General features: G+C 68.8%; 26 protein-coding genes. 13 read left to right on the top strand and 13 right to left on the bottom strand.

Translation table 11 applies throughout. The features are described from left to right. Positions 1–20: 20 nt before the first annotated feature. The 6 genes from AAEX57_RS08345 to AAEX57_RS08320 all read right to left on the bottom strand — a co-directional run bounded on the left by AAEX57_RS08345 (position 21) and on the right by AAEX57_RS08320 (position 6,792). Positions 21–890: an HAD-IIA family hydrolase gene (locus AAEX57_RS08345; RefSeq protein WP_342091886.1), complete on the bottom strand. Its 870-nt coding sequence runs from the start codon at positions 888–890 to the stop codon at positions 21–23. 33 nt (positions 891–923) lie between these two features. Further along, positions 924–1,955 (bottom strand): hypothetical protein, encoded by a 1,032-nt coding sequence (locus AAEX57_RS08340; RefSeq protein ID WP_342091885.1) that lies wholly within the window; start codon positions 1,953–1,955, stop codon positions 924–926. Positions 1,956–2,015: 60 nt separating this feature from the next. Continuing rightward, the gene (locus AAEX57_RS08335; RefSeq protein WP_342091884.1) at positions 2,016–2,510 is read right to left on the bottom strand and encodes a ribose-5-phosphate isomerase; all 495 of its coding nucleotides are present in this window, start codon (positions 2,508–2,510) and stop codon (positions 2,016–2,018) included. A 144-nt stretch (positions 2,511–2,654) separates the two neighbouring features. After that, positions 2,655–3,446 (bottom strand): DeoR/GlpR family DNA-binding transcription regulator, encoded by a 792-nt coding sequence (locus AAEX57_RS08330; protein ID WP_342091970.1) that lies wholly within the window; start codon positions 3,444–3,446, stop codon positions 2,655–2,657. Between the two features lie 121 nt (positions 3,447–3,567). Beyond that, the gene (locus AAEX57_RS08325; protein ID WP_342091883.1) at positions 3,568–5,334 is read right to left on the bottom strand and encodes an MBL fold metallo-hydrolase; all 1,767 of its coding nucleotides are present in this window, start codon (positions 5,332–5,334) and stop codon (positions 3,568–3,570) included. Positions 5,335–5,454: 120 nt separating this feature from the next. Next, positions 5,455–6,792: an MFS transporter gene (locus AAEX57_RS08320; RefSeq protein WP_342091882.1), complete on the bottom strand. Its 1,338-nt coding sequence runs from the start codon at positions 6,790–6,792 to the stop codon at positions 5,455–5,457. Positions 6,793–6,865: 73 nt separating this feature from the next. Between AAEX57_RS08320 and AAEX57_RS08315 the strand changes: the two genes are divergently transcribed. The 5 genes from AAEX57_RS08315 (at position 6,866) to AAEX57_RS08295 (ending at position 10,219) form a co-directional block, all read left to right on the top strand. After that, complete coding sequence (locus AAEX57_RS08315) at positions 6,866–7,402, top strand: SigE family RNA polymerase sigma factor (RefSeq protein WP_342091881.1); 537 nt, start codon at positions 6,866–6,868, stop codon at positions 7,400–7,402. After that, positions 7,399–8,217 (top strand): hypothetical protein, encoded by an 819-nt coding sequence (locus AAEX57_RS08310; RefSeq protein ID WP_342091880.1) that lies wholly within the window; start codon positions 7,399–7,401, stop codon positions 8,215–8,217. Before AAEX57_RS08315 ends, AAEX57_RS08310 begins: the two co-directional genes overlap by 4 nt. A gap of 116 nt (positions 8,218–8,333) precedes the next feature. Further along, positions 8,334–9,035, top strand: coding sequence for a hypothetical protein (locus AAEX57_RS08305; RefSeq protein ID WP_342091879.1), 702 nt, complete (start codon positions 8,334–8,336; stop codon positions 9,033–9,035). Positions 9,036–9,151: 116 nt separating this feature from the next. Further along, positions 9,152–9,703 (top strand): GNAT family N-acetyltransferase, encoded by a 552-nt coding sequence (locus tag AAEX57_RS08300; protein WP_342091878.1) that lies wholly within the window; start codon positions 9,152–9,154, stop codon positions 9,701–9,703. Between the two features lie 9 nt (positions 9,704–9,712). Continuing rightward, complete coding sequence (locus AAEX57_RS08295; RefSeq protein WP_342091877.1) at positions 9,713–10,219, top strand: phosphoribosyltransferase; 507 nt, start codon at positions 9,713–9,715, stop codon at positions 10,217–10,219. Positions 10,220–10,328: 109 nt separating this feature from the next. Here the strand turns inward: AAEX57_RS08295 and AAEX57_RS08290 are convergent, their stop codons facing one another. Further along, positions 10,329–11,612 carry an endonuclease/exonuclease/phosphatase family protein gene (locus tag AAEX57_RS08290; RefSeq protein ID WP_342091876.1) on the bottom strand — a complete coding sequence of 428 codons (1,284 nt, stop codon included), beginning with the start codon at positions 11,610–11,612 and terminating at the stop codon, positions 10,329–10,331. A 106-nt stretch (positions 11,613–11,718) separates the two neighbouring features. Between AAEX57_RS08290 and AAEX57_RS08285 the strand changes: the two genes are divergently transcribed. From AAEX57_RS08285 to AAEX57_RS08275, 3 genes are all read left to right on the top strand, one after another. Then, a complete protein-coding gene (locus tag AAEX57_RS08285) occupies positions 11,719–13,206 on the top strand; it encodes a purine-cytosine permease family protein (protein WP_342091875.1) in 1,488 nt (495 codons plus the stop codon). Continuing rightward, entirely contained in the window at positions 13,203–13,751 is a 549-nt protein-coding gene (locus tag AAEX57_RS08280; RefSeq protein ID WP_342091874.1) for a cysteine hydrolase family protein, read from the top strand. The genes AAEX57_RS08285 and AAEX57_RS08280 overlap by 4 nt, the downstream gene beginning before the upstream one ends. Positions 13,752–13,941: 190 nt before the next feature. Continuing rightward, complete coding sequence (locus tag AAEX57_RS08275; RefSeq protein ID WP_342091873.1) at positions 13,942–14,859, top strand: COX15/CtaA family protein; 918 nt, start codon at positions 13,942–13,944, stop codon at positions 14,857–14,859. Between the two features lie 429 nt (positions 14,860–15,288). Here AAEX57_RS08275 and ilvD read toward each other — a convergent pair whose 3' ends face one another. Next, complete coding sequence (gene ilvD, locus AAEX57_RS08270; RefSeq protein WP_342091872.1) at positions 15,289–17,127, bottom strand: dihydroxy-acid dehydratase; 1,839 nt, start codon at positions 17,125–17,127, stop codon at positions 15,289–15,291. A 273-nt stretch (positions 17,128–17,400) separates the two neighbouring features. Between ilvD and AAEX57_RS08265 the strand changes: the two genes are divergently transcribed. The 3 genes from AAEX57_RS08265 to AAEX57_RS08255 all read left to right on the top strand — a co-directional run bounded on the left by AAEX57_RS08265 (position 17,401) and on the right by AAEX57_RS08255 (position 18,962). Further along, positions 17,401–17,619 (top strand): hypothetical protein, encoded by a 219-nt coding sequence (locus AAEX57_RS08265; protein ID WP_342097777.1) that lies wholly within the window; start codon positions 17,401–17,403, stop codon positions 17,617–17,619. Between the two features lie 16 nt (positions 17,620–17,635). Continuing rightward, a complete protein-coding gene (locus AAEX57_RS08260) occupies positions 17,636–18,289 on the top strand; it encodes an SIMPL domain-containing protein (protein ID WP_342091870.1) in 654 nt (217 codons plus the stop codon). A 424-nt stretch (positions 18,290–18,713) separates the two neighbouring features. Continuing rightward, on the top strand, positions 18,714–18,962 hold the full coding sequence (locus AAEX57_RS08255) for a hypothetical protein (protein WP_342091869.1): 249 nt from the start codon (positions 18,714–18,716) through the stop codon (positions 18,960–18,962). Between the two features lie 126 nt (positions 18,963–19,088). Here AAEX57_RS08255 and AAEX57_RS08250 read toward each other — a convergent pair whose 3' ends face one another. Both AAEX57_RS08250 and AAEX57_RS08245 read right to left on the bottom strand, forming a co-directional pair. Further along, positions 19,089–19,343: a hypothetical protein gene (locus AAEX57_RS08250; protein ID WP_342091868.1), complete on the bottom strand. Its 255-nt coding sequence runs from the start codon at positions 19,341–19,343 to the stop codon at positions 19,089–19,091. Next, complete coding sequence (locus AAEX57_RS08245) at positions 19,336–20,217, bottom strand: CaiB/BaiF CoA-transferase family protein (protein WP_342091867.1); 882 nt, start codon at positions 20,215–20,217, stop codon at positions 19,336–19,338. The genes AAEX57_RS08250 and AAEX57_RS08245 overlap by 8 nt, the downstream gene beginning before the upstream one ends. A gap of 189 nt (positions 20,218–20,406) precedes the next feature. On the opposite strand from AAEX57_RS08245, the gene AAEX57_RS08240 reads away from it, so the two are divergent. After that, a complete protein-coding gene (locus AAEX57_RS08240; protein ID WP_342091866.1) occupies positions 20,407–21,885 on the top strand; it encodes a CYTH and CHAD domain-containing protein in 1,479 nt (492 codons plus the stop codon). 7 nt (positions 21,886–21,892) lie between these two features. On the opposite strand, the gene pcp is transcribed toward AAEX57_RS08240, so the two are convergent. Then, positions 21,893–22,567: a pyroglutamyl-peptidase I gene (pcp, locus tag AAEX57_RS08235; RefSeq protein ID WP_342091865.1), complete on the bottom strand. Its 675-nt coding sequence runs from the start codon at positions 22,565–22,567 to the stop codon at positions 21,893–21,895. A gap of 185 nt (positions 22,568–22,752) precedes the next feature. On the opposite strand from pcp, the gene AAEX57_RS08230 reads away from it, so the two are divergent. Continuing rightward, positions 22,753–23,274 carry a mycothiol transferase gene (locus AAEX57_RS08230; RefSeq protein WP_342091864.1) on the top strand — a complete coding sequence of 174 codons (522 nt, stop codon included), beginning with the start codon at positions 22,753–22,755 and terminating at the stop codon, positions 23,272–23,274. A gap of 6 nt (positions 23,275–23,280) precedes the next feature. Here the strand turns inward: AAEX57_RS08230 and AAEX57_RS08225 are convergent, their stop codons facing one another. Both AAEX57_RS08225 and AAEX57_RS08220 read right to left on the bottom strand, forming a co-directional pair. Continuing rightward, positions 23,281–23,700 (bottom strand): type II toxin-antitoxin system VapC family toxin, encoded by a 420-nt coding sequence (locus tag AAEX57_RS08225; RefSeq protein ID WP_342091863.1) that lies wholly within the window; start codon positions 23,698–23,700, stop codon positions 23,281–23,283. Positions 23,701–23,707: 7 nt separating this feature from the next. Continuing rightward, on the bottom strand, positions 23,708–23,932 hold the full coding sequence (locus AAEX57_RS08220; protein ID WP_342091862.1) for a FitA-like ribbon-helix-helix domain-containing protein: 225 nt from the start codon (positions 23,930–23,932) through the stop codon (positions 23,708–23,710). Positions 23,933–24,013 lie beyond the last annotated feature (81 nt).

Below are 24,013 nucleotides of genomic sequence, written 5' to 3'. Positions count from 1 at the left end.
GAGTGCAAGGTCAGGGCTGGTCAGTGGGTGTCGGGGTCGTTGTCCTCGGTCCAGCCGAGTTCGTCCCAGACCGACTGCGGCAGCAGCCGGTCGATCCGGTCCATCACATAGGTGGGCTGGTGGGCGTCGTCCAGGGCCCGCACGTCGTCGGCGGTGGCCTCCCCGGTGAGCACCAGGGCGGAGCGCATGTCCGTGTCCAGCGCCATCTGGATGTCGGTCTGCAGCCGGTCCCCAACCATCACGCAGTTGGTGACGTGCACGTCGAGGCCGGCGAGGGCCTCGGTGAGCATGATCGGCGACGGCTTGCCCAGGCTGACCTCGCACTTGGTACTGGTGCAGGCCTCGATGGCGGCGGTGATCGCGGCACAGTCCGGCTCGCCGCGCCCGCCCGGGAAGGGGCAGAAACGGTCGGGATTGGTCTGGATCAGGAAGGCCCGCTTGTGGAACCAGATCGCGTCGAAGGCGATCTGCAGCTTGCGGTAGTCGAAAGTGCGGTCATAGGAGGCGATCACGATGTCGATCTGCTCCGGATCCTCCGTCAGGGTGAAGCCCGCGGCGCGCAGGGCCTTCTTCAGCGGCTCCTCGCTGATGCAGAAGAGCTTGGCGTCGGGGTGGTGCGACTGCAGCCACCGGGTGGTGGTGACCACGGTGTTGGAGATGTCGGCGACGTCGGTGGGCAGGCCCAGCTTTGCCAGCTTCTCGACGTACTGCTCGGGATCCTTGGTGGGGTTGTTGCTCAGGAAGCGCACCGGGATCTCCCGACGACGCAGCTCGTTGATCATCCGCGCGGCTCCGGGCAACAGGTGGTCGCCCAGGTAGATGGTGCCGTCCATGTCGAAGACATAGGCTTCGTGCAGTGCGGTCGGATTGACGATCACGTCGTGGGACATCCCGGTGCTCCTGTGGTGAGGGGGTTGGGGTGCTCAGGCGAGCAGGGCGCCAAGGCCCAGGACCACGGTGGTCATGATCCAGATGCCCGACGCCGGCGGGTCGACGTGGGTGGTACCGCGGTCGTACCAGACGCGGGCGAAGAACTCGACGAGCCAGGCGGTCAGGACGCCGACGATGCCACTCAGCACGACGGCGATCGCCGCCGAGGTCCAGGTGGCGCTGGTCCAGGCGCCATTCCAGTCGAAGCCGGAACCGGCGACGATCGGCAGGAAGGTGACCGCGGCCACACCGGAGACCACCGTGATGTGGTGCTGCACCGGCATGTTGAAGCCCATGATCAGGAACAGGATGATGATGGCCGAGATGCCGAAGGCGAAGCTGCTGGCGAAGGCGGAACCACCCTTGACGGCGTGGCCGAGCACGATGGCGACCGCGGCCGCCGCGGCGCCGAAGAAGAAGCCCAGGCTGACCAGGTAGCCCCACTTCTCCTGCCAGGGCAGCCACTGGGCATCCTCGCGGGGAGCGATCTTGCCCATGAAACCCTTGGCACCCTGGTTGAACTTGTCCGCGTCGATGATCGAGTTGGAACCCACGCCGTCCTTGCGCTTGCCGAACAGCACCCGGGCGATCAGGGCCGAGGTGACCACGGTGAAGGCCACGCCGTCGGTGTGCGTGCCGAACCACGGGATGTTGTCCACGACGAAGGCCTTGAACAGGTAGCCGAAGACGCCGAAGGCCGCACCGACGTGCAGCACGTCGGTCTTGCCCAGCCCCGCCAGCGCGGAGTTGATGTCCTTGCCGGATTCCAGATAGCCCTTGTGCCAGGCATAGGCGGCGGCTGCGGCGCCACCGGCGAACATCACATAGGGCCCGGCGAAGGGTCCGAAGGCGACATAGCTGAAGCCCCAGTCGGAGCCGGTGCCCGCGAAGATCCCCCAGGCGAAGATCACACAGATGCCGGTCAGGACGAAGGCAAAGTTGCCGCCGATGGCGGCGCCGATGTATCCGCCTGCCGCTGCGGCCAACAGGCCGAACAGGAAGATACCGAGTGAAGCAGTGAACATCGTTGTTCCTTCAGTGACGGCCGCTACGACGCGGCGGGGATGATGCTGGTGACAATGCTGTCAGCAGGCGCCGGGGGCTCCGGGCCTGGGGTCGGCTCCGAGGCTGTGCTCGTAGTCGGTGATGGCGGCCACCTTGGGGGCCGAGGCGGAATTCTGGTCGAACTGGTAGCCGAAGAATTCCTTGGCCAGGCGTCGGGCCAGGTGCGGTCCGATCACCCGGGCGCCGAGGCAGAGCACCTGGGCGTCGTTGGAGAGCACCAGACGCTCGACGGAGAAGGAGTCGTGCGCGGTGCAGGCGCGAATGCCGGGCACCTTGTTGGCGCTGATCGCCATGCCCATGCCGGTGCCACAGACCAGCACCGCCCGGTCGGCATCCCCGGCGGCCACCACCTGCGCGGCCTTCACGCCGATGTGCGGGTAGTCGACGTCCTCGCCCGCCTGGACGCCCACGTCGATCACCTCGTCGATGCGCTCGTCGGCTTCCAGATCGGCCTTGACAAGGTCCTTGTACGCGACGCCGGCAATGTCGGCGCCCACCACGACTCGGTACCCCATGGGGTCTCCCTTCAGCAGCGCTGCTTGGAGGGCAGGTCCCTGCCATCCGGGCACGAAACTATCACCGCCGCTGACGCAAATCCCATCAAGAATGTGAATCCAGCCGTCCTTGCATCAACGTGCAGGTGCCGCGTGGAGTAGTGGTCAGATTCCCGAGACCAGCACCCGAACGCCCATTGCCTCCAGTCGGCGGCGGGTCTCGAGCGGGGTCCGGGCATCCACCACGATGATGTCGAAGTCCCGCAGATGGGCGAAGCTGTGCAGGGCCTGTCGCTTGAACTTGGTGTGATCCAGCATCAGCACCTTGGTGCTGGCCGCAGCCAGCATCGCCTTCTTGACGCTGACCACGTCCTCATAGGGGTGCATGCAGTGGTCGTCGACGACCCCGGAGGCGCTCAACACGCACAGGTCCGCATGCATCGCCTCCAGCGTGGCCACCGTGGTGGGGCCCATCAGGGCCTGGGCCCACGGCTGGTACTCCCCGCCCGCGACGATCAGCCGCAGATCGTCGCGCCGCTCCACCTCCTGGGCAACCAGCAGCGAATTGGTCACCACGGTCAGCGGGGAGACCACGTCCAGGGCGCGCAACAACCACACGCCGGAGGTGGAGTCGTCCAGGATCAGCGAACTGCCGGGCTTGACCAGCGGCGCCAGGACCGCCGCCATCGCGCCCTTGACGTCGGCATTCTGCTCCAACCGGAAGCCGGCCGCCGCCTCCTGCAGGCTGCCGGCCACCGCCAGCACCTGACCCCGCTGACGCTGCACGATGCCAGCCTCCTCCAGCGCGGCGACATCACGATAGATGGTCATCAGGCTGACCCCGGTGGCGGCGGCCAGTGCGTCCACCTTGATCGACCCGCGCTTGATCACCGCCTCCGCGATCGCCTGATGGCGAGCCCGTTGGGCGCTGAGGCTCCCCCGTCCACCGTGCGGCATGGGCTGGGCGTCAGCGCCCTCGGCGTGGGGGTTTGCCATGTGAGTCATCTCCGGTCAGTGTTTCTTGATCCTTCACTCATCATGGCACCGTGTCGGAGCGGGAGCCCGGGTTGGGTTGTGGTCAGAGCCCAGCTCCCACCTGCTCCACCGCGGTGATGGCGTCGTCCTCGAGCTGCAGGAAGAGCACCACATCCCGCTGGGCGACCCGGCCGCGAGCCACCGCGCGTCGGCCGGAATCCAGCAGATCCACCAGCTCGAAGCCGCGCAGGCCACCGGCCCACTCCCCCAGATCGACGTCGGCACCTTCGCGACGCACCGGCCCGGTGACCAGGCCGGCCAGCTGGGCACCGTCGCCGGCTTCCAGTGCCCGGGCCAGTCGATTGGCCAGCTGCAGCGGAGTCAGGCCACGCCCCGACGCCCCGCCCAGTTCGGGCGCCGGCCGCGGCGGGATCACCACCGGGGAGCCCACCTGCTCGGGTGCGCTCACCTCGGGCGCCGGGGTACTGCCCTGCCCGGATTCGACGCTGACCACCTCGCCGAACTTCGGCACCACGCAGGTGATCCCGAATTCGGTGACGATCCGCTCCTTGAGGGCCTCGGCCGAATCCGGCTCGCCGTGCACCAGGAAGACGGTGCGCGGCTTGTGGGGCAGGTCGCGCAGCCAGTCCAACAGGTCGGAGCAGTCGGCGTGCACGCTGAACTCCTGGTCCTGCACGATGCTGGCGCGCACCGGCACGTAGCGGCCGTGCATCTTGAGCTGCTTGGCGCCGTCCAGCAGCGCCCGTCCGCGGGTGCCGACCCCCTGGTAGCCGGTCAGCACGACGGAGTGCTTGTCCTCGGGCAGCATCGCCTCCAGGTGGTGCACAACCCGGCCGCCCGTCGCCATCCCCGACGAGGAGATGATGATGCACGGGAACTTCGGGTTGTTCAGCGCCTTGGACTCCTCGACGCTCTTCACCTCCCGCAGGTGGGGCAGGTCGGCGAAGTCCTCGGGCTTGAGGCCGGGGTGCAGCTCGTCGGAGTTCTGGTAGACCTTCAGCGCGGCCAGCGCCATCGGCGAGTTCACGAAGACCGGTACCTCCGGGATCCGGCCGTCCTTGCGCATCTCGGTGATCACCTTGAGCACCGCCTCGGTGCGGTCGACGGCGAAGGCGGGCACCAGCACGGAGCCGCCGCGGGCGACGGTCTTGCGGATGGTCTCGGCGAAGAGCTCGTGCGGCAGCCCCTCCGGCTCGGGGTGTTCCCGGTCACCGTAGGTGGCTTCCATCAGCACATAGTCGGCGCCCTGCGGGATGCCGCGCGGCTTGAGCACCGGGTGGTCGTGCCGGCCGAGGTCTCCGCTGAAGAGCACGCTGCGCCCCTCGTGGGTCAGGTTCAGACAGGCCGATCCCAGGATGTGCCCGGCGCGGGTGAAGCGGCCGGTCAGGCCGTCGCGCAGGTCGGTGTCGACGTCGAAGTCCATCGGCCGGAAGAGCCGCATGGTGTCCTGCACGTCCTCCTGGGTGTATAGCGCCAGCGGCGGATTGTGCTTGGACCAGCCGCCCTCCTTGGCATCCTTGGCGTCCTGCTCCTGCAGGTGCGCGGAATCCATCAGCACGATCTCGGCCAGCTCGATGGTCTCCGGCGTGGCCCAGATGGTGCCGCTGAAGCCGTTCTTGACCAGGGCGGGGATGTAGCCGCAGTGGTCCAGGTGGGCGTGGGTCAGCACCAGGTCACTGATGCTGCCCGGATCCACCGGGAACTTGGCCCAGTTCTGTTCCCGCCACTTCTTCTCACCCTGGAAGAGGCCCGCGTCAACGAGCACCCGTCGCTCCCCGATGGTCACCAGGTGCTTCGAGCCGGTCACGGTGCCGGCGCCGCCCAGAAACGTCACTGTCATCTGTCCCATGAGCCCACTCTGCCCCGGATTTCCCGGTCGGGGGCGAGTTGTTGCGCAGTTGTCAGCTCGGATTCATCTGGGACGGGCCGGTTGGGCGCGATCCCCGAGCAGACTCGGCGCAACGACGCGTCAGACCCGGCCCAGACTCCGGTTGCGGGCCTCCGGCAGCGCGAAGCAGGCCAGCGCCGCGACGGCGAAGGCGGCGGAGAAGACGGTGAAGGCCAGCCCATTGCCTCCTTGGGCAATCAGCACCGGCACCAGCAGCGGCGCGGCGATCGACGCGATCCGGCCGAAGGCGGCGGCCGCCCCGGTGCCGGTTCCGCGGATCGACGTCGGGTAGATCTCCGGGCCGATGGCGTAGAGAGCACCCCAGGCACCCAGGTTGGCGAAGCTCAGCGCGCAACCCGCCGCCAGGATCTCGGTGTGGCTTCCGGCATGGCCATAGGCCAGGGCCGCCAGTGCGGAGCCGAACAGGAAGCTCGCCAGGGTGGCGCGCCGGCCCCAGGCCTCGATCAGCCAGGCCGCCAGGGCATAACCGGGCAACTGCGCCAGCGTCATGATCAGGGTGAACTCGAAGGACTTGACGATGCTGAAACCCTGTTTGACCAGCAGCGACGGGATCCAGATGAAGGCCCCGTAGTAGCTCAGGTTGATGCAGAACCAGACGATCCACAACGCCGCGGTGCGCAGCCGCAGCCGTCTGGACCAGATGTTCTGCGGGCCGGTGGGCTCGGCCAGGTCATCGACCACCGGGGTGGCCGGCTCGCGATCCTCCCCCGCGGGGCGCACCTTGGCCGCATCCTCGAAACCACGAACGGCGGCCTCCGCCTCGTCGTCGCGCCCCTTGGACTCCAGGAAGCGCACGCTCTCGGGCAGGTGCCGCCGGATCACGGCGGCGTAGAGGGTGGGGACGACCCCGACCGCCAGGGCGTAGCGCCAGCCGTTGTGACTGTGCGGAATGACCAGGTATCCCAGCAGCGCCGCCATCATCCAGCCGACCGCCCAGAAGGCCTCCAGCGCCACCACCATCCGGCCGCGGATCTTGGCCGGCGCGAACTCGCTGACCAGCGTCGAGGCCACCGGGAGTTCTGCGCCCAGGCCCAAGCCGACGATGAAGCGCAGCGCCATCAGGGCGGCGATCCCGGAGACCAGGGCCGAGGCGGCGGTGGCCAGGCCGTAGACCAGCAGCGTCGCGGCAAAGACCTGGCGTCGGCCGATCCGATCCGCCAGCAGCCCACCCAGGGAGGCACCCAGCGCCATACCGACGAAGCCGATAGAGCCAAGCCAGCTGGTCTGGTGCAGGCTGAGCTTCCACTGCACGGTCAGCGCGGCCATCACGAAGCTGATCAGCCCGACGTCCATCGCGTCGAGTGCCCAGCCGATGCCGGAACCGACCAGCAGCCGGGTGTGCGCGTGGTTGTACTCCAGCGATTCCAGACGCTGGGAGCGGGTGAGCTGGTCCTTCACGTCTGGCCATCCTTCGGGGGAGGTGAGTCGGCAGTTGCTGAAGGGTACCGGGGTCTGCCGTATCATGGAAAGCATGCCACCGCGTTACGGCACGGAGCACCTCCCTGCGGACAAGGAGTCTCGTTTCACGGCCTTCGTGGAGGACGAGCGGGACTGGCTTGGCCGGTTGGCGGTGATGCTGATCGGTGATCGGCACGCAGCCGAGGACCTGCTGCAGGAAACCTTGGTCCGCACCTATCTGGCCTGGGATCGCATCGAGGAGGCAACCGCCTTCGCCTACGCCCGCCGGGTCATGACCAACCTCGCCACCGACCGATGGCGTCGGTCACGTCGCGACCCACTGTCAGGACATGAGGCCGAGTCCGACACGGACCCCCAGTCCGGTGACCAGTACAGCTCCGTGGACGATCGCGACGCGATCGTGCGCCAGCTGGCGGGGCTCTCGACACGGGAGCGCACCATGGTGGTGCTGCGCTACTACGCTGACCTGTCCGAGGCGGAGGTGGCCGAGGAGATGGGCGTCAGCCGTGGCACCGTGAAGTCCACCTGTTCCCGGGCTCTGTCCCGGCTGCGCAGCCAAGAACCACAACCAACGGAGAGCCCACGATGAGCCAGATCGACGAAGGCGAGCTGCGACGCCTGCTGGGCGCCGTGGATCCCGTCGGCAGCGACGCGTCCGCCGCTCGAGCCGTCACCGAGGCGCGTGGCCGCCTGCGGCGGCGTCGACTGGCGCTCGGGCTCGTGGCGATCCTGGTCGGTCTCGCGGTCCTCGTGACCACGCTGGTCGTGGTACACCGCTCCCGCGACGACCAGACCAGGCTCGAGAGCCTCTCGACACCGTCCGCCACGGCGCCGTCGCCCCTACCAGCGGTCGGAGCCGAGCAGTTGCCCACAGCAAGCGACCTCGCTCCGATGGGCACCTACAGCCTGCCGCTGGGGCAGCCGGTGGACCATCCCGACGGACTCTGGGGTGGCAGCCCCACGCTCTGCCAGCCCCATCCACAACTGGGACAGGAGTCGCTGCGGGTGCGAGAGTTCAAGGATGCCCGGGTGACCGCGGCCGTGCTCGGCTTCTCCAGCCCGCAGGACGCCACCGCCGCCCGACAGCGCATCCTCGGCTGGTACCGCGACTGCGGCCGTCATGCAGGCACTGTCGACGAGTGGACGGGCAAGACCTTGCCGGTCCAACAACCGGCCTTCCAGCCCGTCGTGGCCGTGGTGGCCAACCCCTCCTGGAAGGCAGAGGGGGAGAACGCCCAGGCACGCCATGAGGAGTCGGTCATCGTGCAGGTCGGCAACCGACTCACCTGGCTGTCCCAGGTGGGCGGTGAGGAGCAGAACTGCGGCCTGACTCCAAGCGACACGGTGGGGGCCTGCGGCGCCTTCGCCTCCGCCCAGGCCGTGGCCACGCGGTTGTCCCGCTGACTTGCCAACCGCTCGCCGCAGAAAGTTCCCGCTGGCACTCAACCTCCGCGAGGCCCGATCCGTAGGGATGGGTGAGGAGGTGCCGGACCGTCCGGTCACACTCCAAGGAGGACACCATGAACCGCATCACCCGTCGGCGTGCCGCCGTCACCGTCGCGAGCATGGCCCTGCTGGCCACGTCCGGGCTGGCAGCCACTCCCGGCCAGGCAGCCCCGAGGTCGCAGGAACTGCCCAGGCCCACCGCCCGCAACCTGGCCACCGCCCCGGACCTGTCCCCGGTCCCCCGTCCGGGACGACCCGTGGGCAAGGCCACCACCCGGAAGGCCACGCGCCTGCCGGCCCGGTTCTCGCTGTGCCAGCAGCCCACCCGACTGGGCCAACGCAGCATCTGGGTCCGGGACTTCAAGCAGATCAGCACCACCCAGGTGGTGCTCGACTTCCGCACCACCAAGCTGGCCAGGGCGGCGCGCGACAGCATCTTGGACTCCTACCGGGACTGCGTCACCGACACCGACACGAACAGCACCGTCGGTGCCGTGTCCGGACGTCTGCCCCTGCGGCGGGCCACCGTGCGCGCCGCCAAGGGGGCGACGGTGAACGCCATTGCTGCCGACGCTTCGCGACGCCACGTGGGCAAGCGCTCGCTGGACTTCGAGGACGCGACCGTCGTCCAGGTGGGGAACCGCCTCACCTGGCTGGTCGTGCGCAGCCGGGGTGAGGACCACAACTGCGCGACGCTGCGCGGGGAGGAGACGGTGGGCCAGTGCGGCGCCTACGCCACTGCCGACGCTTTGGCCGTTCGGCTGGCCCGACGCTGAACGATCCAGCGTCCCGTGAGCAGGTGGGTGCCGTCGCACGACGCGGCGGCACCCACTCATCGTCGACCTGCCCTGGCTGCGGATCCGGGCACTGGCTCGGCACTAGAGTGGGCCCCATGTCAGCGCATGACGTTCCGCCCACTGCCACCATCACCATCCGACCTGCACGGGAGGCGGATCTCGAGGCCATCACCGACATCTACAACGACGCGGGGGTGGGCACCACGGCCAGCTATGACCTGGAGCCGGTGAGCGTGGAGAATCGACGGGCGTGGCTGGAGGAGCGACGCAACCGCAACCAGGCGGTGCTGGTGGCCGAGGACGAGGGCCGGGTGCTGGGCTTCGCCTCCTTCGGAACCTTCCGGGACAAGGCCGGATACGGCCAGACCGTGGAGCACAGCATCTACGTCGCCGACGGCCAGCGGGCCCTGGGCGTCGGCCGGATGCTGATGCTGGCCCTGATCGACCGGGCCCGCGGGGACGGCGTGCACGCCATGATCGGGGTCCTGGACGCGAACAATGAGGCGTCGGTGGCCTTCCATGAAAAGCTCGGCTTCGTCCCGGTGGGACGGCTGCCCGAGGTGGGCCGCAAATTCGACCGTTGGCTGGACGCCCTGTTCGTGCAGCTCACCTTCCCCGACGCGAAGCCCGGCCACCCGGGCCAGTAGGCTTCCCGCATGACTGCCTATCACGCGGATTCCAGCGACCTCGCCGACAAGGAAGTTCTCACCTGGCAGGGCTTCGGGGATGCCTCCCGGGAGCTCGCCCAGCAGGTGGTGGATTCCGGCTTCGATCCGGAGATCATCATTGCGGTGGCCCGCGGCGGCATGCTGCCCGGCGGAGCCCTCACCTATGCGATGGGCACCAAGCTCACCGACGCGATCAATGTCGAGTTCTACACCGACGTGCACGAGACCCTGCCCGATCCGGTGCTGCTCGCTCCCCTGCTGGACACCGACTCGATTCAGGGCAAGCGGGTGCTGGTGGTCGACGACGTGGCGGACTCCGGCCGCACGCTCGATCTGGTGATCAAGCTGCTGGAGGGCTTCGGCGCCGAGGTGAAGAGCGTCGTGCTCTACGCCAAGCCCACCACGATCGTCGACCCGGACTATGTCTGGGCGAAGACGGACAAGTGGATCGTCTTCCCCTGGTCGGCCGAGCCGCCGGTCACCCGCAGCAAGTAACCCAGGCCTCGACAGGCCCGGCCGCCGCGATTACCCGGGCGCCGAGCCCGATGCAACCACGATCCCCGAGCCTGACCCAACCACGATCCCCGAGCCTGTCGAGGGGCCCTCAGCGTGCCAGCCGGTGACGCAGCTTCACGTCCACCCAGACCAGCCGGTGGTCGCTGCTCGGGAAGGGGTGGGTGCCGGTCAGCCGGGACAGCGGATCGGCCTGCGTCGGCCAGAAGACCGCCGAATCCAGGATTGTGAGGTTGCGGCTGGGCAGCACGTAGTCGGCGCGCATGTTGCCCGAACTGCCGATGGCATCCCCAAAATCTGCCGTGTCGAAGCGCGGATCGCTGGTGTGGGTGGCATTGGCCTGCCCCTGCAGCCGCGACGCCTCCGGGCCGCCCTCGCTGGCGGGGATGCTGGCGGAATTGACGCGACGATGGTCCAGCAGCTGCTGGATGGCGCCGGGCAGCGAGTCACCGTCCCGGGGGTCCGAGTTCTGGTCGCCGGCGATCACGAAGCGCTCGCCGCGCTTGAGCCCACCACGGCGTCCCTGGTCGTCATACAGGTAACTGGCCCGCTTGCCGCCGGCGATGTAGTCCGCCCAGAGCCGGATCTCGTCGTGGTTACGACGGCCATTGCGATCCTCCGGCCCGTCGAAGACCGGCGGGGTCGGGTGGGAGGCCAGCAGGTGCACCCGCTTGGTGCCGATCATGATCGGCAGGTCCCAGTGCGACTTGCTGCTCAGCGGGAAACTGGCCAGCTCCTCGCGGGAGTACCAGTCGCCCGCGGCGGCGGTCTTCGGGTCGTCGGGCAGCAGCGCGCCGGGCATGTCCTGCCAGCGGAAGTTCTGGAAGGTGCGGATGCTGTGCTGGTCGATCGGGTACTTGGAGTAGACCACCATGCCGTACTGGCCGGGGAACAGCCCGAAGCCCCAGGCATCGTCGGGGCCGCCGGTCTTGCCGTCCTTGTTCAGGTCATGACCCGACGGAACACCGGTGTTCACCGGGGCGACGTAGTAATAGGGGTAGTGGGCACTCCCGGCCCCGTTCTGACTGACCGCCAGGTAGTTGTCGCGGAAGAGTTCGGCGGCCTTGCCGCCCTCCACATAGTCGAATTCGTTGACCAGCACGACGTCGGGATTGGCCCGCTGGATGATCTCGGCAATGGTCTGGGCCTGCGCATTGTCGCGCGTGGCGAGGTCCTTGACCAGGTCTCCGGCGGCGCCGCGGTTCAGCGACGCGTTGAAGGTTGCGAAGCGGACGTCGGGATCCGTACGCGGCGTCTTCTTCTTGCTCGGCAGGGGATGTCCGGTGGGCGCGGCCTGGGCCGGGGCGGTGGCTGCGACGACGCCAACGGCGAGGCTCGCGGCCAGGGCAAGGGTGGTGATTCGTGGGGTACGCATGGCGACGACCGTAGGAGGCTTCGGCAACATCCGGGTTAACCACGTCGAAACGTCCCGCCGTCGTGCCCTGCGCAGAATTGTCAGCGGCCGGTGCAATGATGTCGCCATGTCGAGCACACCGCAGGTGGCCGAGCAGGCCACCGCTTCCTCCCGCCTTGTCGAGATGCAGGGCATCGACGTCGTGCCGGATTCCGAGCGCACGGCGAACCCGCACGACCTGTTCTGGCCCTGGTTCGCGGCCAATGTCAGCGTCTTCGGGTTGACCTACGGCGCCTACCTGCTGGGTTTCGGCATCTCCTTCTGGCAGGCGCTGATTGTTGGTGTGCTGGGCATCGTGCTGAGTTTCGCGCTCTGCGGGGTGATCGCGATCGCAGGCAAGCGCGGCTCGGTGCCCACCATGGTGCTCTCCCGGGCTGCCTTCGGGGTGCAGGGGCAGAAGGTGCCGGGCATCATCAGCTGGCTGACCTCGATCGGTTGGGAGACCTCGCTGACCATCACGGCGACGCTGGCGACGGCGACGATCTTCGACCGGCTCGGCTGGAGCCACGGCACCACCACCAAGATCATCGCCTGTGTGGTGATCGCCGGTTTCATCGTGGTGGCCTCGGTGCTCGGCTACCACACCATCATGAAGATCCAGTCGATCCTGACCTGGATCACCGGCGCCTTCACCATCGTCTTCATGGCGATGACGCTCAAGCACATCTCCTGGCCCACCGTGTCCGCGCTGCCCAGCGGCTCGGTGCAGTCCACCATCGGCGCGTTGGTGATGGTGATGACCGGCTTCGGCCTGGGCTGGATCAACATTGCCGCCGACTGGTCCCGCTACCAGCGGCGAGACGCCTCCGCGGGCAAGCTGGTCTTCTGGAACACCTTTGGTGGGTCGGTCGCGCCGCTGATCCTGGTGGTCTTCGGCCTGCTGCTGGCCGGCACCTCCTCAGACCTGTCGACCGCGATCCAGGGCGATCCGATCGGTGCGCTGGCCACCCTGCTGCCCAACTGGGCGCTGCTGCCCTTCCTGCTGGTGGCGGTGCTGACCCTGATCTCCGGCGCGGTGCTGGGCATCTACTCGTCGGGTCTGACGCTGCTCAGCCTGGGGATCCAGATTCCCCGTCCGGCCGCGGCCGCCTTCGACGGGATCATCCTGACCATCGGCACCATCTACGTCGTCTTCTTCGCGCAGGACTTCATCGGCCCCTTCCAGAGCTTCCTGGTGACGCTGGGCGTGCCGCTCTCGGCCTGGGCGGGAATCATGATCGCCGACATCGTGCTGCGCAAGCGCCCCTATGACGACGCCGCGCTCTTCGACTCCAGCGGCCGCTACGGCGCCTTCAACTGGGCCGCGATCGGCACGATGGTGCTGGCCTCGGTGATCGGCTGGGGGCTGGTGATCAACCAGTTCAGCGACGCCGCCTACAACAACTGGCAGGGTTACCTGCTGGAGCCGCTGAAGCTGGGCCACCACGGGCCCGACGGTTGGGAGGGCACCTGGCCCTGGGCCAACCTCGGCGTGATCATCGCGCTGCTGCTGGGCTTTGTGGGCCACCTGGTGCTCAACGGAGGCACCGTCAGGCGACAGGAGGAGCGGGCATGATTCCCGACGACGCCTGGCTGGTGGTGATCGACCACCAGAAGATCTTTGCCGATCCGGTGAGCCAGTGGTGCGCCCCTCGCTTCGAGCAGACCGCGCCGGTGGTGGCCCGACTGGCCGCCCACTGTGGAGACCGGGTGGTGCTCACCCGGTGGCTGCCCGGGAAAGACCGGGCCGGCTCCTGGCAGGCCTATTTCCAGGCCTGGCCCTTCGCGGACCAGCCCGACGATGACCCGCTCTTCGAGCTGGTGCCCACCGCGACCGACCTGACCGACCGTCCCCCGGTGGACGTGAACACCTTCGGCAAGTGGGGGCCGCAGCTGGCCGGCGTCACCGGCGATCATCCGCACCTGGTGCTGGCCGGGGTGTCCACCGACTGCTGCGTGATCTCCACTGCCCTGGCCGCGGCGGATGCGGGCTGCACGGTCACCGTCGTGTCCGACGCCTGCGCCGGATCCTCCGACGAGAACCACGTCGCGGCGCTGCAGGTGATGGGGCTCTATGCGCCGCAGATCACGGTGCTGGATTCGGCGACGCTGTTCGGCTGAGCGCGGGCAAAGACCCCCTGACCAGCTCCGGGACCGTGCTGGCCTGCCAACCCCGCTGGCGAGCCAGCGGCCCGGTGGGAGAAAGCTCAACGATTGTCGACCCCGGCGAACGGCTCGGCCGAGCCGCTGCATAGGGTGAGGCGGAATGCTCACCGCGAGCACATCCCTCCCGACAACAGGAAACCAGGTCATGTCCACAGCGACTCCTTCCGTCTCACTGCAGCAGCGCAGCGACGCGCAGCCCGCCGAGACCAGCCCGGCAGTCCGGCTGCTCTTCCGGCTGGCCGCCATCTTCGGCATCGCCACCGTGATCACCGGAAGCATCAATTCCGCCACCGGCTCCGGCTTCGCCTGCCCCACCTGGCCCGGCTGCTACCCCGGCCACTTCGGGCCGGAGGCCGAGGTGCACGACATCATCGAGTTCGGCCACCGGATCATCGCCGCCAGCACCGGCTTCGTGCTGCTGGCCGCCGCCATCACCGCCCTGCGGGTCCGCAAGGTGCGTCCCATGGTGCGTTGGCTGCCGTGGGCCGCCGTGGTCGGCGCCATCCTGTCGGCCCTGCTCGGTCGCATGGTGGTGCTCAACGGTGGCATCTCCAAGCCGCTGGCGGTGATCGACCTGTTCGGCGCCCTCACCGTGCTGATGGCCACCACCCTGGTCACCCTGTCGGTGCATCGAGGTGCGCCGCGCTGGCACTGGACCCCCCTGTCCAAGCTGGCCTTCGAGTGCATGGCCGGCGTCGTCGTGCTGCACCTGCTGGGCATCGTGGTGGCCGGCAAGGGCTCCTTCACCGCCGTCGTCGGGTGGCCGATGTGGCGGATCGTCAGCCAGGACGAGGCCGTCGGCCTGCAGGTCTTCCGGCTGGTCTTCGCCGTCGCCGTGGCCCTGGGCCTGTTCGCCCTGGCCCGCAAGGGCTGGAGCCAGCCGACGCTGCGCCCCGTGCTGGCCACGATGCTGGGCCTGTTCGCCCTGGAATTCGTGCTCGGCCAGGTGATGGCCGAAAAGGGCGTCGACATGTGGTGGGCGGCCGGGCACTGCGCCGCCGCCGGCCTGATCCTGGTCTGCGTCACCCTGGTCACCGGCCGGAGCGCCTTCGACCGGCTCTGACCCGCACCAGCCTGACCATCTGCGACGGCCGTCGTCCACAGGCTCTGTGGATGACGGCCGTCGTCTTGTGGGAAACGCCGGGGCGCTTGTGGACCCGGCGGTGGACACCGAGATTCACCCCCGAAAGTTCACCCGTCGACTTGCGTGTCGCCGCGGCCAAGGGGCAACAATGGAGGAACGGGTCTTCGGTCGAAGGCCCGGGATGGTCCGCTTCACGACGATCCACCCGCAGTGGCCCCCGGCGACAGCTGGGCTGGGGGCGCTGCGCATCAGCCGGGTGACGATTGGTTGGTGGGATCGAAGGGGAAGGGACGCATCGGCCGGATCCGTCACCACTGCCTGGCCGGACACGAAAGGGCCTCGTGCATTGCTGCACGAGGCCCTTTCCATGGCTCTGGGCGCCTCACCGGAGGCGACGCCGGGCACCAGTCAGTCAACCTTGCGGGCCGCCCCCTTGTCCGCCGACTGGGCGAACTTGGCGAAGATCTTCAACGCGGCCGAGACCTGACGGTCCCGGTCCTTCGGCTGCCAGCCCGTCTGGTCCTGCTCCTGACGCCGGGTGGCCAGCTCCGCGTCGCTGAGCTCGACGCTGACGCTGCGGTTGGGGATGTCGAAGGTGATGATGTCACCGTCACGCACCAGGCCGATCGGGCCGCCGGAGGCCGCCTCCGGGGAGACGTGCCCGACGCTCAGGCCCGAGGAGCCGCCGGAGAACCGGCCGTCGGTGATCAGCGCGCACTTGGGGCCCAGCCCGACCCCCTTCAGGTAGGAGGTCGGGTAGAGCATCTCCTGCATGCCGGGGCCACCCTTGGGGCCCTCGTAGCGGACCACCACCACGTCGCCCTCGACGATCTGGCCGCCCAGGATCATCTCGACGGCCTGCTCCTGGGATTCGGCCACCTTTGCGGGGCCGGTGAACTGCCATTGGTGCTCGGGCACGCCCGCGGTCTTCACGATGCAGCCGTCGGGCGCCAGGTTGCCCTTGAGCACCGCCAGGCCACCTTCGATGGTGTATGCGTGCTCGACGGAGTGGATGCAACCATTCTCCGCATCGGTGTCCAGCGACTCCCAGCGGTTGGTGGAGCTGAAGGCCTCGGTGGTGCGAACCCCGCCGGGAGCGGCGTGGTACAGCTCGATCGCCTTGTCACTGGCCTTTCCGGAGCGGATGTCCCAGTCGTCCAGCCACTGCTGCATCGACGACGAGTGGACGCAGCTCACATCCGTTTCCAGCATCCCGGCGCGGTGCAGCTCGCCCAGGATCGCGGGGATGCCGCCGGCCCGGTGCACGTCCTCCATGTAGTAGTTGGTGGTGTTGGGGGCCACCTTCACCAAGCACGGGGTGACGCGGCTCAGGGCGTCGATGTCGTCCTGGTCGAAGTCGACGCCGGCCTCCTGGGCCGCGGCCAGCAGGTGCAGGATCGTGTTGGTGGAGCCGCCCATCGCAATGTCCAGCCGCATCGCATTGGCGAACGCCGGCTTGGTGGCGATGCTCTTCGGCAGCACCGAATCGTCGTCACCCTCGTAATAGGTCTTGCACAGCTCGACCACCAGCCGACCGGCCTCAAGGAAGAGCTCCTTGCGGGCGGCGGCCGTGGCCAGCGTCGAACCGTTGCCGGGCAGCGACAGCCCCAGCGCCTCGGTCAGACAGTTCATCGAATTGGCGGTGAACATGCCGGAACAGGAGCCGCAGGTGGGGCAGGCATTCTCCTCGATGGTGCCGATCTCGGCGTCGGAAACATTGTCGTCGACGGACTTGATCATGGCGTCGATCAGGTCCAGCCGGGTGACGGTGCCGTCGTCCTTGATGGTGGCCTTGCCGGCCTCCATCGGGCCGCCGGAGACGAAGACGGTGGGGATGTTCAGCCGCAGCGCCGCCAGCAGCATCCCGGGGGTGATCTTGTCGCAGTTGGAGATGCAGACCAGCGCGTCGGCCTGGTGCGCATTGACCATGTACTCGACGCTGTCGGCGATCACCTCGCGGCTGGGCAGGCTGTAGAGCATGCCGGAGTGGCCCATCGCGATCCCGTCATCGACGGCGATGGTGTTGAACTCGCGGCCGACGCCGCCCGCCTCCGCGACGGCTCCGGCGACCAGCTGTCCCATGTCCTTGAGGTGGACGTGGCCGGGCACGAACTGGGTGAAGGAGTTGGCAATGGCGACGATCGGCTTGCCGAAGTCGTCATTGGTCATGCCGGTGGCGCGCCACAGGGCGCGGGCTCCGGCCATGTTGCGGCCGTGGGTGGTGGTGCGGGAACGAAGTGCGGGCATGCAGCCAGACTAGGTGCTGCCCACCGTGGCCCGGGCCCGCTCCTAGGATGTGGGCGCTGCCACAAGTGGACGCTGGGAGCACAGGTGGTGCATCTATTGAAATGATCTTGGTCCTGGCTTCCATCGGTGACAACGAGCAGGAAAGCACACCACCAGGTCACTTCCCCTACGACTGCGGGATGAACTGCTCGAACCGGCTTCCCCCATGGGTAGCAGCAAAGACCAACCACGTAGCCGATGTGCTCACAGGCCCCTCACAGCTTGACTGGAGTCATGATGACTTTCCTGGGAATGGCCGCCGCGGTTGCAGTGCTCGTGTTGATCTGGTTTGCGGTACCCGTGCTGATGGCACCGCTGGTGCTGCTGCTCGCCCTGTTCGATCGTCTGGGGGGCAATCGACGCCGTCAGGCAGAGGCCGTACGGCTGCGTCGCAGCAGCGTGCACGACCTGCCCGCCGTCCACCCCGAACAGCACATTCGGTTGGCCGCCTGATCCGTAGTCTGGAGCCATGATCATCACCGTTGTCGGCCAGCACCTGGTGGAACTGCCCGCCGAGCTCGGCACCCTGCACCTGGACGTCGTCGCCGTCGACGAGGATCGCGCCGCTGCCCTGCAACACGTCCAGCAGCGCACCAACGACCTGCTGCGCGAACTGAAGCGACGGGGTGCCACCCCGGACTCCCCCGTCGAGCGACATGTGGTGCAGGCGCCGCAGGTCTGGGCCGAGCAGCGCTTCGACCAGAACGGCCAGCCGTCGGGGAGCTCGCACCGCGCCAGCGTCGCCGTGCGGATCACCTTCCGCAATGCCGCCGCCCTGTCCGCGTTCACCGCCGTCTGGGGCGAATCCCCGGAGATCCAGTTGGGCCACGTCGCCTGGGAACTCACCGAAGCCACCCGCACCCGCCACCAGGACGAGGTGCTGGGCAGGGCCATCGACGACGCCCGTCGCCGCGCCGCCGTGATGGCGCGTGCCGCCGGTTGTGGGGAGCCCGCGCTACGGGAACTGGCCGACCCCGGCCTGCTGGGCGGCGCTGCCAGCACGTCCGCGGAGTCCGCCCCGCTGGTCTTTGCCCAGGCCCGCCCCGCGAAGGCCGACGCGATCGAACTGGCGCCCGAGCGGATCACCCTCAGCGCCGCGGTGCACGCCCGCTTCGAGGCCTGAGCACAGCCCGAGGTTCCGGCCAGAGGTTGAACGCTTGAGTGGAACCGGGACGTGGATGGGCCAAGGTAGCCACTCCTTGAAGCGCCGGATCAGTGCCAGGCGTCGACGTCGGCCGGCACCCGCCGCACCGTCGCCTCCGGATCGGCGGCCTGCATCAGGCTGCGCACCATGCAGACCCCGGCGTTCGGACGGTCCAGACGGCAACAACCTGATCTCAGCCCTCTGCCGAGGGCTCCCGGGGGATGTTCGCCACCCTGGCGGCCTGCCCCGTCAGCATCGAACCGGGGCCCGGGTTACCCCGGGATGACCGATGTCTTAACGTCGAGTAGTCAAATGCCCAAGACTTCCTGAAGTGGCTTCCGATCACCTGAACAGATCGGGTCCAGGCCCCAGAATCGCCCGTGCCCTGTCGGAAGGTGGAGCCATGTCCGCACTGCTTGGTTTCGCCGTCCTGCTCCTGATCGTCATCGCCCTCTTCACGCTGGTGCCCCTGCTGGTCGCGCCCTTCCCGCTGATCGCCGCCTACTGGCTGCATCGCCGCCAGTCCACCAACAACACCACCACCACGCAGGCCGCGGCCCCCACCGACGCGGTCCAGCCCACCGCCGGGCCGGTCGCCGGGGAGCACCTGCCCGTCGTCGCCAGCACCGACGCGGTTTCCCAGGCCGCCTGAGCACCGATCGTCGCTGGGCCGATCCGATGGTCAGTGCGGACCACGCTGCTGCTCAGCCCACCAGATCTTCCATGGACGGGGACCGCTCGGGGTGCGCCGGTGCCTGCTCGGCCCCCTTCGCGCGGGTCAGATGTCGCGCAGGAGCAGCCCCCAGGCGAGCAACTGCTCCACGCCCTGGGCGTTGACGTCCTGCGTCTCGTCCTCCCACTCCAGCGCACGCATCAACATGGCCGCCTCGGCATTGCGCTGCGGCGCGGGCAGGCTGAGCAGCCGCATGAAGGCGGCCTCATTGGCCTGCGCATTCTCGGGAGCAATGTGGTTGAGCGCGCCGACGGTCATCCCGAGCAGCGCACCAATCATGAAGTCGTCGGGTTCATCCATGCGCCGAGCCTAACCGCTGGTCCACTGGCCGCGGCCAACCGCGCACCGCGGCCAGCGGGATGTCGTGCTCGGCACCCCAGGCCTCCCACTCCTCGGCACCACGCGTCGCAAAGATCGCCGTCAACTCCTCGCGGGTGCCCTCGATGCCCAGCTGTTCCCGGGTTCGGGCCCAGAAGTGCGGTTCCAGCGCGGCCAGCACCACATGGCCGTCGGCCGCCGGGTACATGGCGTACTGCGGCAGCGAGCCGCCGAGGATCCCGTCGGAGGTGGTCAGTCCGTGTCGCGCCGGGTCACCCATCATCTCGGCCAGGCTGCTCAGGGCCACCTCCCGGTAGCTGCCGACCCCCGTGCGCGACGCCGAGAGGACGGCGGCAAGGGCGTCGCCGACGGCCCGCTCGGCGCTCGTGAGATCCGCCAGCAGCACCCGCGGCATGTTCGGCGGCTGCAGGGTGCCCACCGACGCCTGGTAGGTCAGGTCATGGCCGGCAACCTCGGCCCGGTCGCCCGGGTAACCGACGATCGCCACCTGGCTGAGCTTCGGCAACCGGGCGTGCACGCTCTCCCAGTCCAGCCCCAGCCGAGCCAGCGCGGAGGGTCGATTGGAGGTGAGGAAGAGGTCGGCGCCCTCCAGCAACTGCCAGAGTTCGGCGCGGCCCTGCTCGGACTTCAGGTCCAGCCGGACGATCCGCTGCCCCTCACACAGTTCCCGGTAGTAGGAGGCGCTGAGCAGCTCCATCTGGTCACCCGTCGGGGGCTCCACCTTGGTCACCTCGGCGCCCAGCCGCGCCAGCCGTCGGGCCGCGGCTGGGCCGGGCAGGTTGATGGCGATGCTGACCACTCGCACGCCGGCCAGGAGCACGTCGTCGTGACCCATGGGGATTCCTTCCGATCGGTTGCGGGTGACGCTACCGGGGCCGGGCGTGCGGCGGACGCTTTGGGCGGCGCCGTCCCACCGCACGAACACCGTGCGACCGGGGCAAACATGCGTCGGCTCGTCGCGCTGTGCCGATGCGTAGAATGAACGGTCAACAGCTGCGAGCACCAATGACGGGAGGATCGAGCCATGGCCGTGGAGATCGAACGCAAGTTCCGCCTGCCGGATGGGAAACCGATCACCGATCTGGGTGACGTGGCGACGTTGGGCGTCGTGCGGGAGATGTCACTTCGCGCCAGTTACTTCGACACCCCCGAGCTCCTGCTGGCGCGCAATGCGATCACGCTGCGCCGCCGCACCGGCGGACACGACGAGGGCTGGCACCTGAAACTGCCCGGCGAGGGTCACGCGCGGGAAGAGTTGGGCGCTGAGATCCTGCCCGATGCCAGCCCGGTGGAGGTGCCGCTCCCCTTCCGTGAGCACCTGGCGGAACTGATCGGCACCAGCGCGCTCATCCCCATTGCCCAGCTGGACACCGAACGGCGCGCAACCGACCTGGTGGTGCCCGACGGCCGGGCGGTTGCGGTGCTCTGCGAGGATGCGGTGACCGTTCGCCGGATCGGCCACGGCGCGCAGCCCCAGCAGTGGCGCGAGGTGGAGGTGGAGCTCACCGCCGACGGCGCCCTGCTGGACCTGGAGGAGATCTCCACCCAGCTGGTGGCCCAGGGCGCCGAGCCACAGCCGCCCACCTCCAAACTGGTCCAGGCGCTGGGAGACCTGCTCTCCCGCCGGGGCGACGACGAACCGACCGCCGCCGCGGTGGTGACCAGCTATCTGGCGGCGCAGGTGGGGATGATCCAGGCCATGGAGGCGCAGGTCCGCATCGACGCACCCGATGCGGTGCACAGGATGCGGGTGGCGACGCGTCGGCTGCGCAGCACCCTGCGGGTCTTCCGGGATCTGCTGGATGCCGAGCGCACCGCCGTCCTGCGCGATGAGGTCCGCTGGCTTGGGGAGATGCTGGGTGGCCCCCGCGACGCCGAGGTGCTGAAGGCCCGGCTGTCCGCAGCGCTGGATGCGCTGCCAGCAGAGGCCGTGCTCGGCCCCGTCCGGGAGCGCTTGGGCACGGAACTGGATGCGCGCCACGCCGAGACCCACCGTGAGCTGGAGGCGGCTCTGGATTCCGAGCGTTACCGGGCCCTGTTGGAATCCCTGGTGGGGTTGGTGACCGAGCCGCCCTTCCGGCCCGAGGCCGACCGCCCGGCCGACGAGGCCCTGCGACCGCCGCTGCACAAGGCCACCCGACGGGTCACCCGCCGCTGGGCGGCGGCGCAGGAGGCCGTCGGTGACGAACGGACCCAGCTGGCGCATGAGGCGAGGAAGAAGGCCAAGGCCGCGCGCTATGCCTGGGAGGCCGCCGAACCGGCCTTTGACAAGGGCGATCGCGCCACTCAGGCATGGAAGCAGGTGACTGAGACGCTCGGCACGGCGCAGGACACCGTCGTCGCCCGGCAGCGGCTGCTGGAGTTGGCCCGGATCGCGCAGCAGGCGGGTGAGGAGACCTTCACCTACGGCGTGCTCTACGGGCGCGAGCTGGCGCATCAGGACGACGCCCACGACGAGTCAGACCACGCCATCCGACGGGCGAAGCGGGCATCGGCCCGTTAGCCCGAGCTCAGTGGGTGGCCCCCGCGGCCAGGGTGATGTCCACCTCGTGGGTGGCGATCGCCTCGATCGCCACCTCCAGCGCCCGACGAGTGTCGTCCAGCGCCATCGACGCCAGCTCGGGCCTGTCCATCACCTGTGCCGGGATGTAGGGGACGTGGATGAAGCCGCCGCGTGCCTGCCCCGCCCGCTGGCCATGGGTCGCCAGGTGGTGCAGCACCCCGAACATCAGGTGGTTGCAGACGAAGGTGCCGGCGGTGTTGGAGACGGCTGCCGGCAGCCCGGCGTCGCGGATGGCGTGCACCATCGCCTTGATCGGCAGAGTGGTCAGGTAGGCCGCCGGAGCCCCCTCGACGACGGGCAGATCCACCGGCTGCGCCCCGGCATTGTCCGGGATGGAGGCGTCGTCGACATTGATCGCCACCCGCTCGACAGTGACCGAGGCGCGCCCGCCGGCCTGGCCGACGCACAGCACGGCATCGGGCCAGTGCCGGTCGATCGCCTCGCGGACCACGTCCAGTGACCGACCGAAGACGGTCGGCACCTCGACGGTGACCAGCCGGGCACCGGCGAGCGTCGACGGCAGGCCGCGTACCGCCTCCAGCGCCGGGTTCACGACCTCTCCCCCAAAGGGTTCGAAGGCGGTCACCAGAATGGTCATTGCCCTGTCAGTCGGCTCAGTCATGGCTGCCACGATAGGACCCCGGCCGTCGTAACCAAAGGCCGTACCCGCGGGCAGGACGCAGCTTCCGGTCAGACCTCTCCCGATGGGTGTGCATTCACACCTCCATCCACACCGTCGCACAACTTCCCCGCCGAGAAGCCAGGAATCGGTGATTCACGCTTGCCCGGGTGGGCAGACTGGGGCCCATGGATCATCGTGACATCCTCACCGACGCCGCCCGTCGACCGCTGGACGCCGCCACCCTGGTGCTCAAGGACATCGACGAGGCCACCCTGCACACCATGCCTGGCGGCACGGGCAACTCGATCGCCTGGCTGGCGTGGCATGCGGCGCGCCAGCTGGACGTGCAGCTGGCCGAGCTGAACGGCAAGCCCACCGTCTGGGAGGCGGGCAACTGGTCGGCGACGATGGGCGTCAACCGTGGCCCGGTCGACTTCGGCTTCGGCGACACCGCCGAGGAGGTCGCGGCGCTGCGGGTCACCGAGCCCGCCCTGCTGCGCGACTACCTGGAACTGTGCACCGTCGCGCTGGTGGCGCACATCGCGTCGCTGTCCGCGGAGGATCTGGACGAGATCGTCGACGAGTCCTGGGAGCCGCCGGTCAGCCACGGCGTGCGGCTGGTCAGCATCATCGACGACGCCGCCGCCCATCTGGGCCAGGCCGCCTATGCCCGGGGTCTGGTGGAGGGCTGGTCGCTGGGCTTCTGAGCGCCCTCAACCCAGCCAGGGGTTGACCAGATCGATCCCGGTGTGGCGAAAGTCCTTCTGATTGCGAGTGTCCAGCGTCGCTGCGTGGCTCCGGCAGGTCGCGGCAATCTGGGCAACTGCGGTGGAGATTGGCAGGCCGAGAAGCGCCCGTTCGGCCAGCACGGTGGCATATTGCCTGGCCGCAGCGTCATCGAAGGCCAGCACCAGACCATCGTCGCGGTAGGGCTGCAGCACCGCGTCGATGCCCTCGGCGAGCGCCATCTTGCGTCGCCCATCGGGCATCTGCCGAACTCCCGCCAGCAGCTCGGCGACGGTCACCGCGGTCACCGCCACCTCTCCCGGCAGGGAGGTCAGCCACTCGACCACGCTGGCGTCGGGGTGGGAGCGGAAGAGCTCAGAGACCACGTTGGTGTCCAGGACGATCATTCGAAGCTCACCGCTCGTGCCTGGTCACCGCGGGGGGGGCAGCGCAAGGTCGTCGGAGCCGCCGAGGGCCCTGCGACAGCTCGAGCAGCGCCAGCCCGAGATTCTGTCGCTGGGTGGCGAGGGACAGGACTTCCCGCACCTCGGCCTCCATTGACCGGCCGTGCCGCTGCGCCTGAAGCGCCAACCGGCGCTTCACCGCCTCGTCGAGCCCCCTGACCACGATGGATGACATCGGCCACCTCCTCTGCTAGCAGCAATGATGGCAAGCGCCATCCGGCAGGCAGCCGACAGCCACCCCGCCCGCATTCGAGGC

The organism is Luteococcus sp. H91 (genome assembly GCF_038433135.1).
Lineage (GTDB): Bacteria > Actinomycetota > Actinomycetes > Propionibacteriales > Propionibacteriaceae > Luteococcus.
Note: the sequence above shows the minus strand (reverse complement) of the source record. Positions and strands in the feature narration are given on the sequence as shown.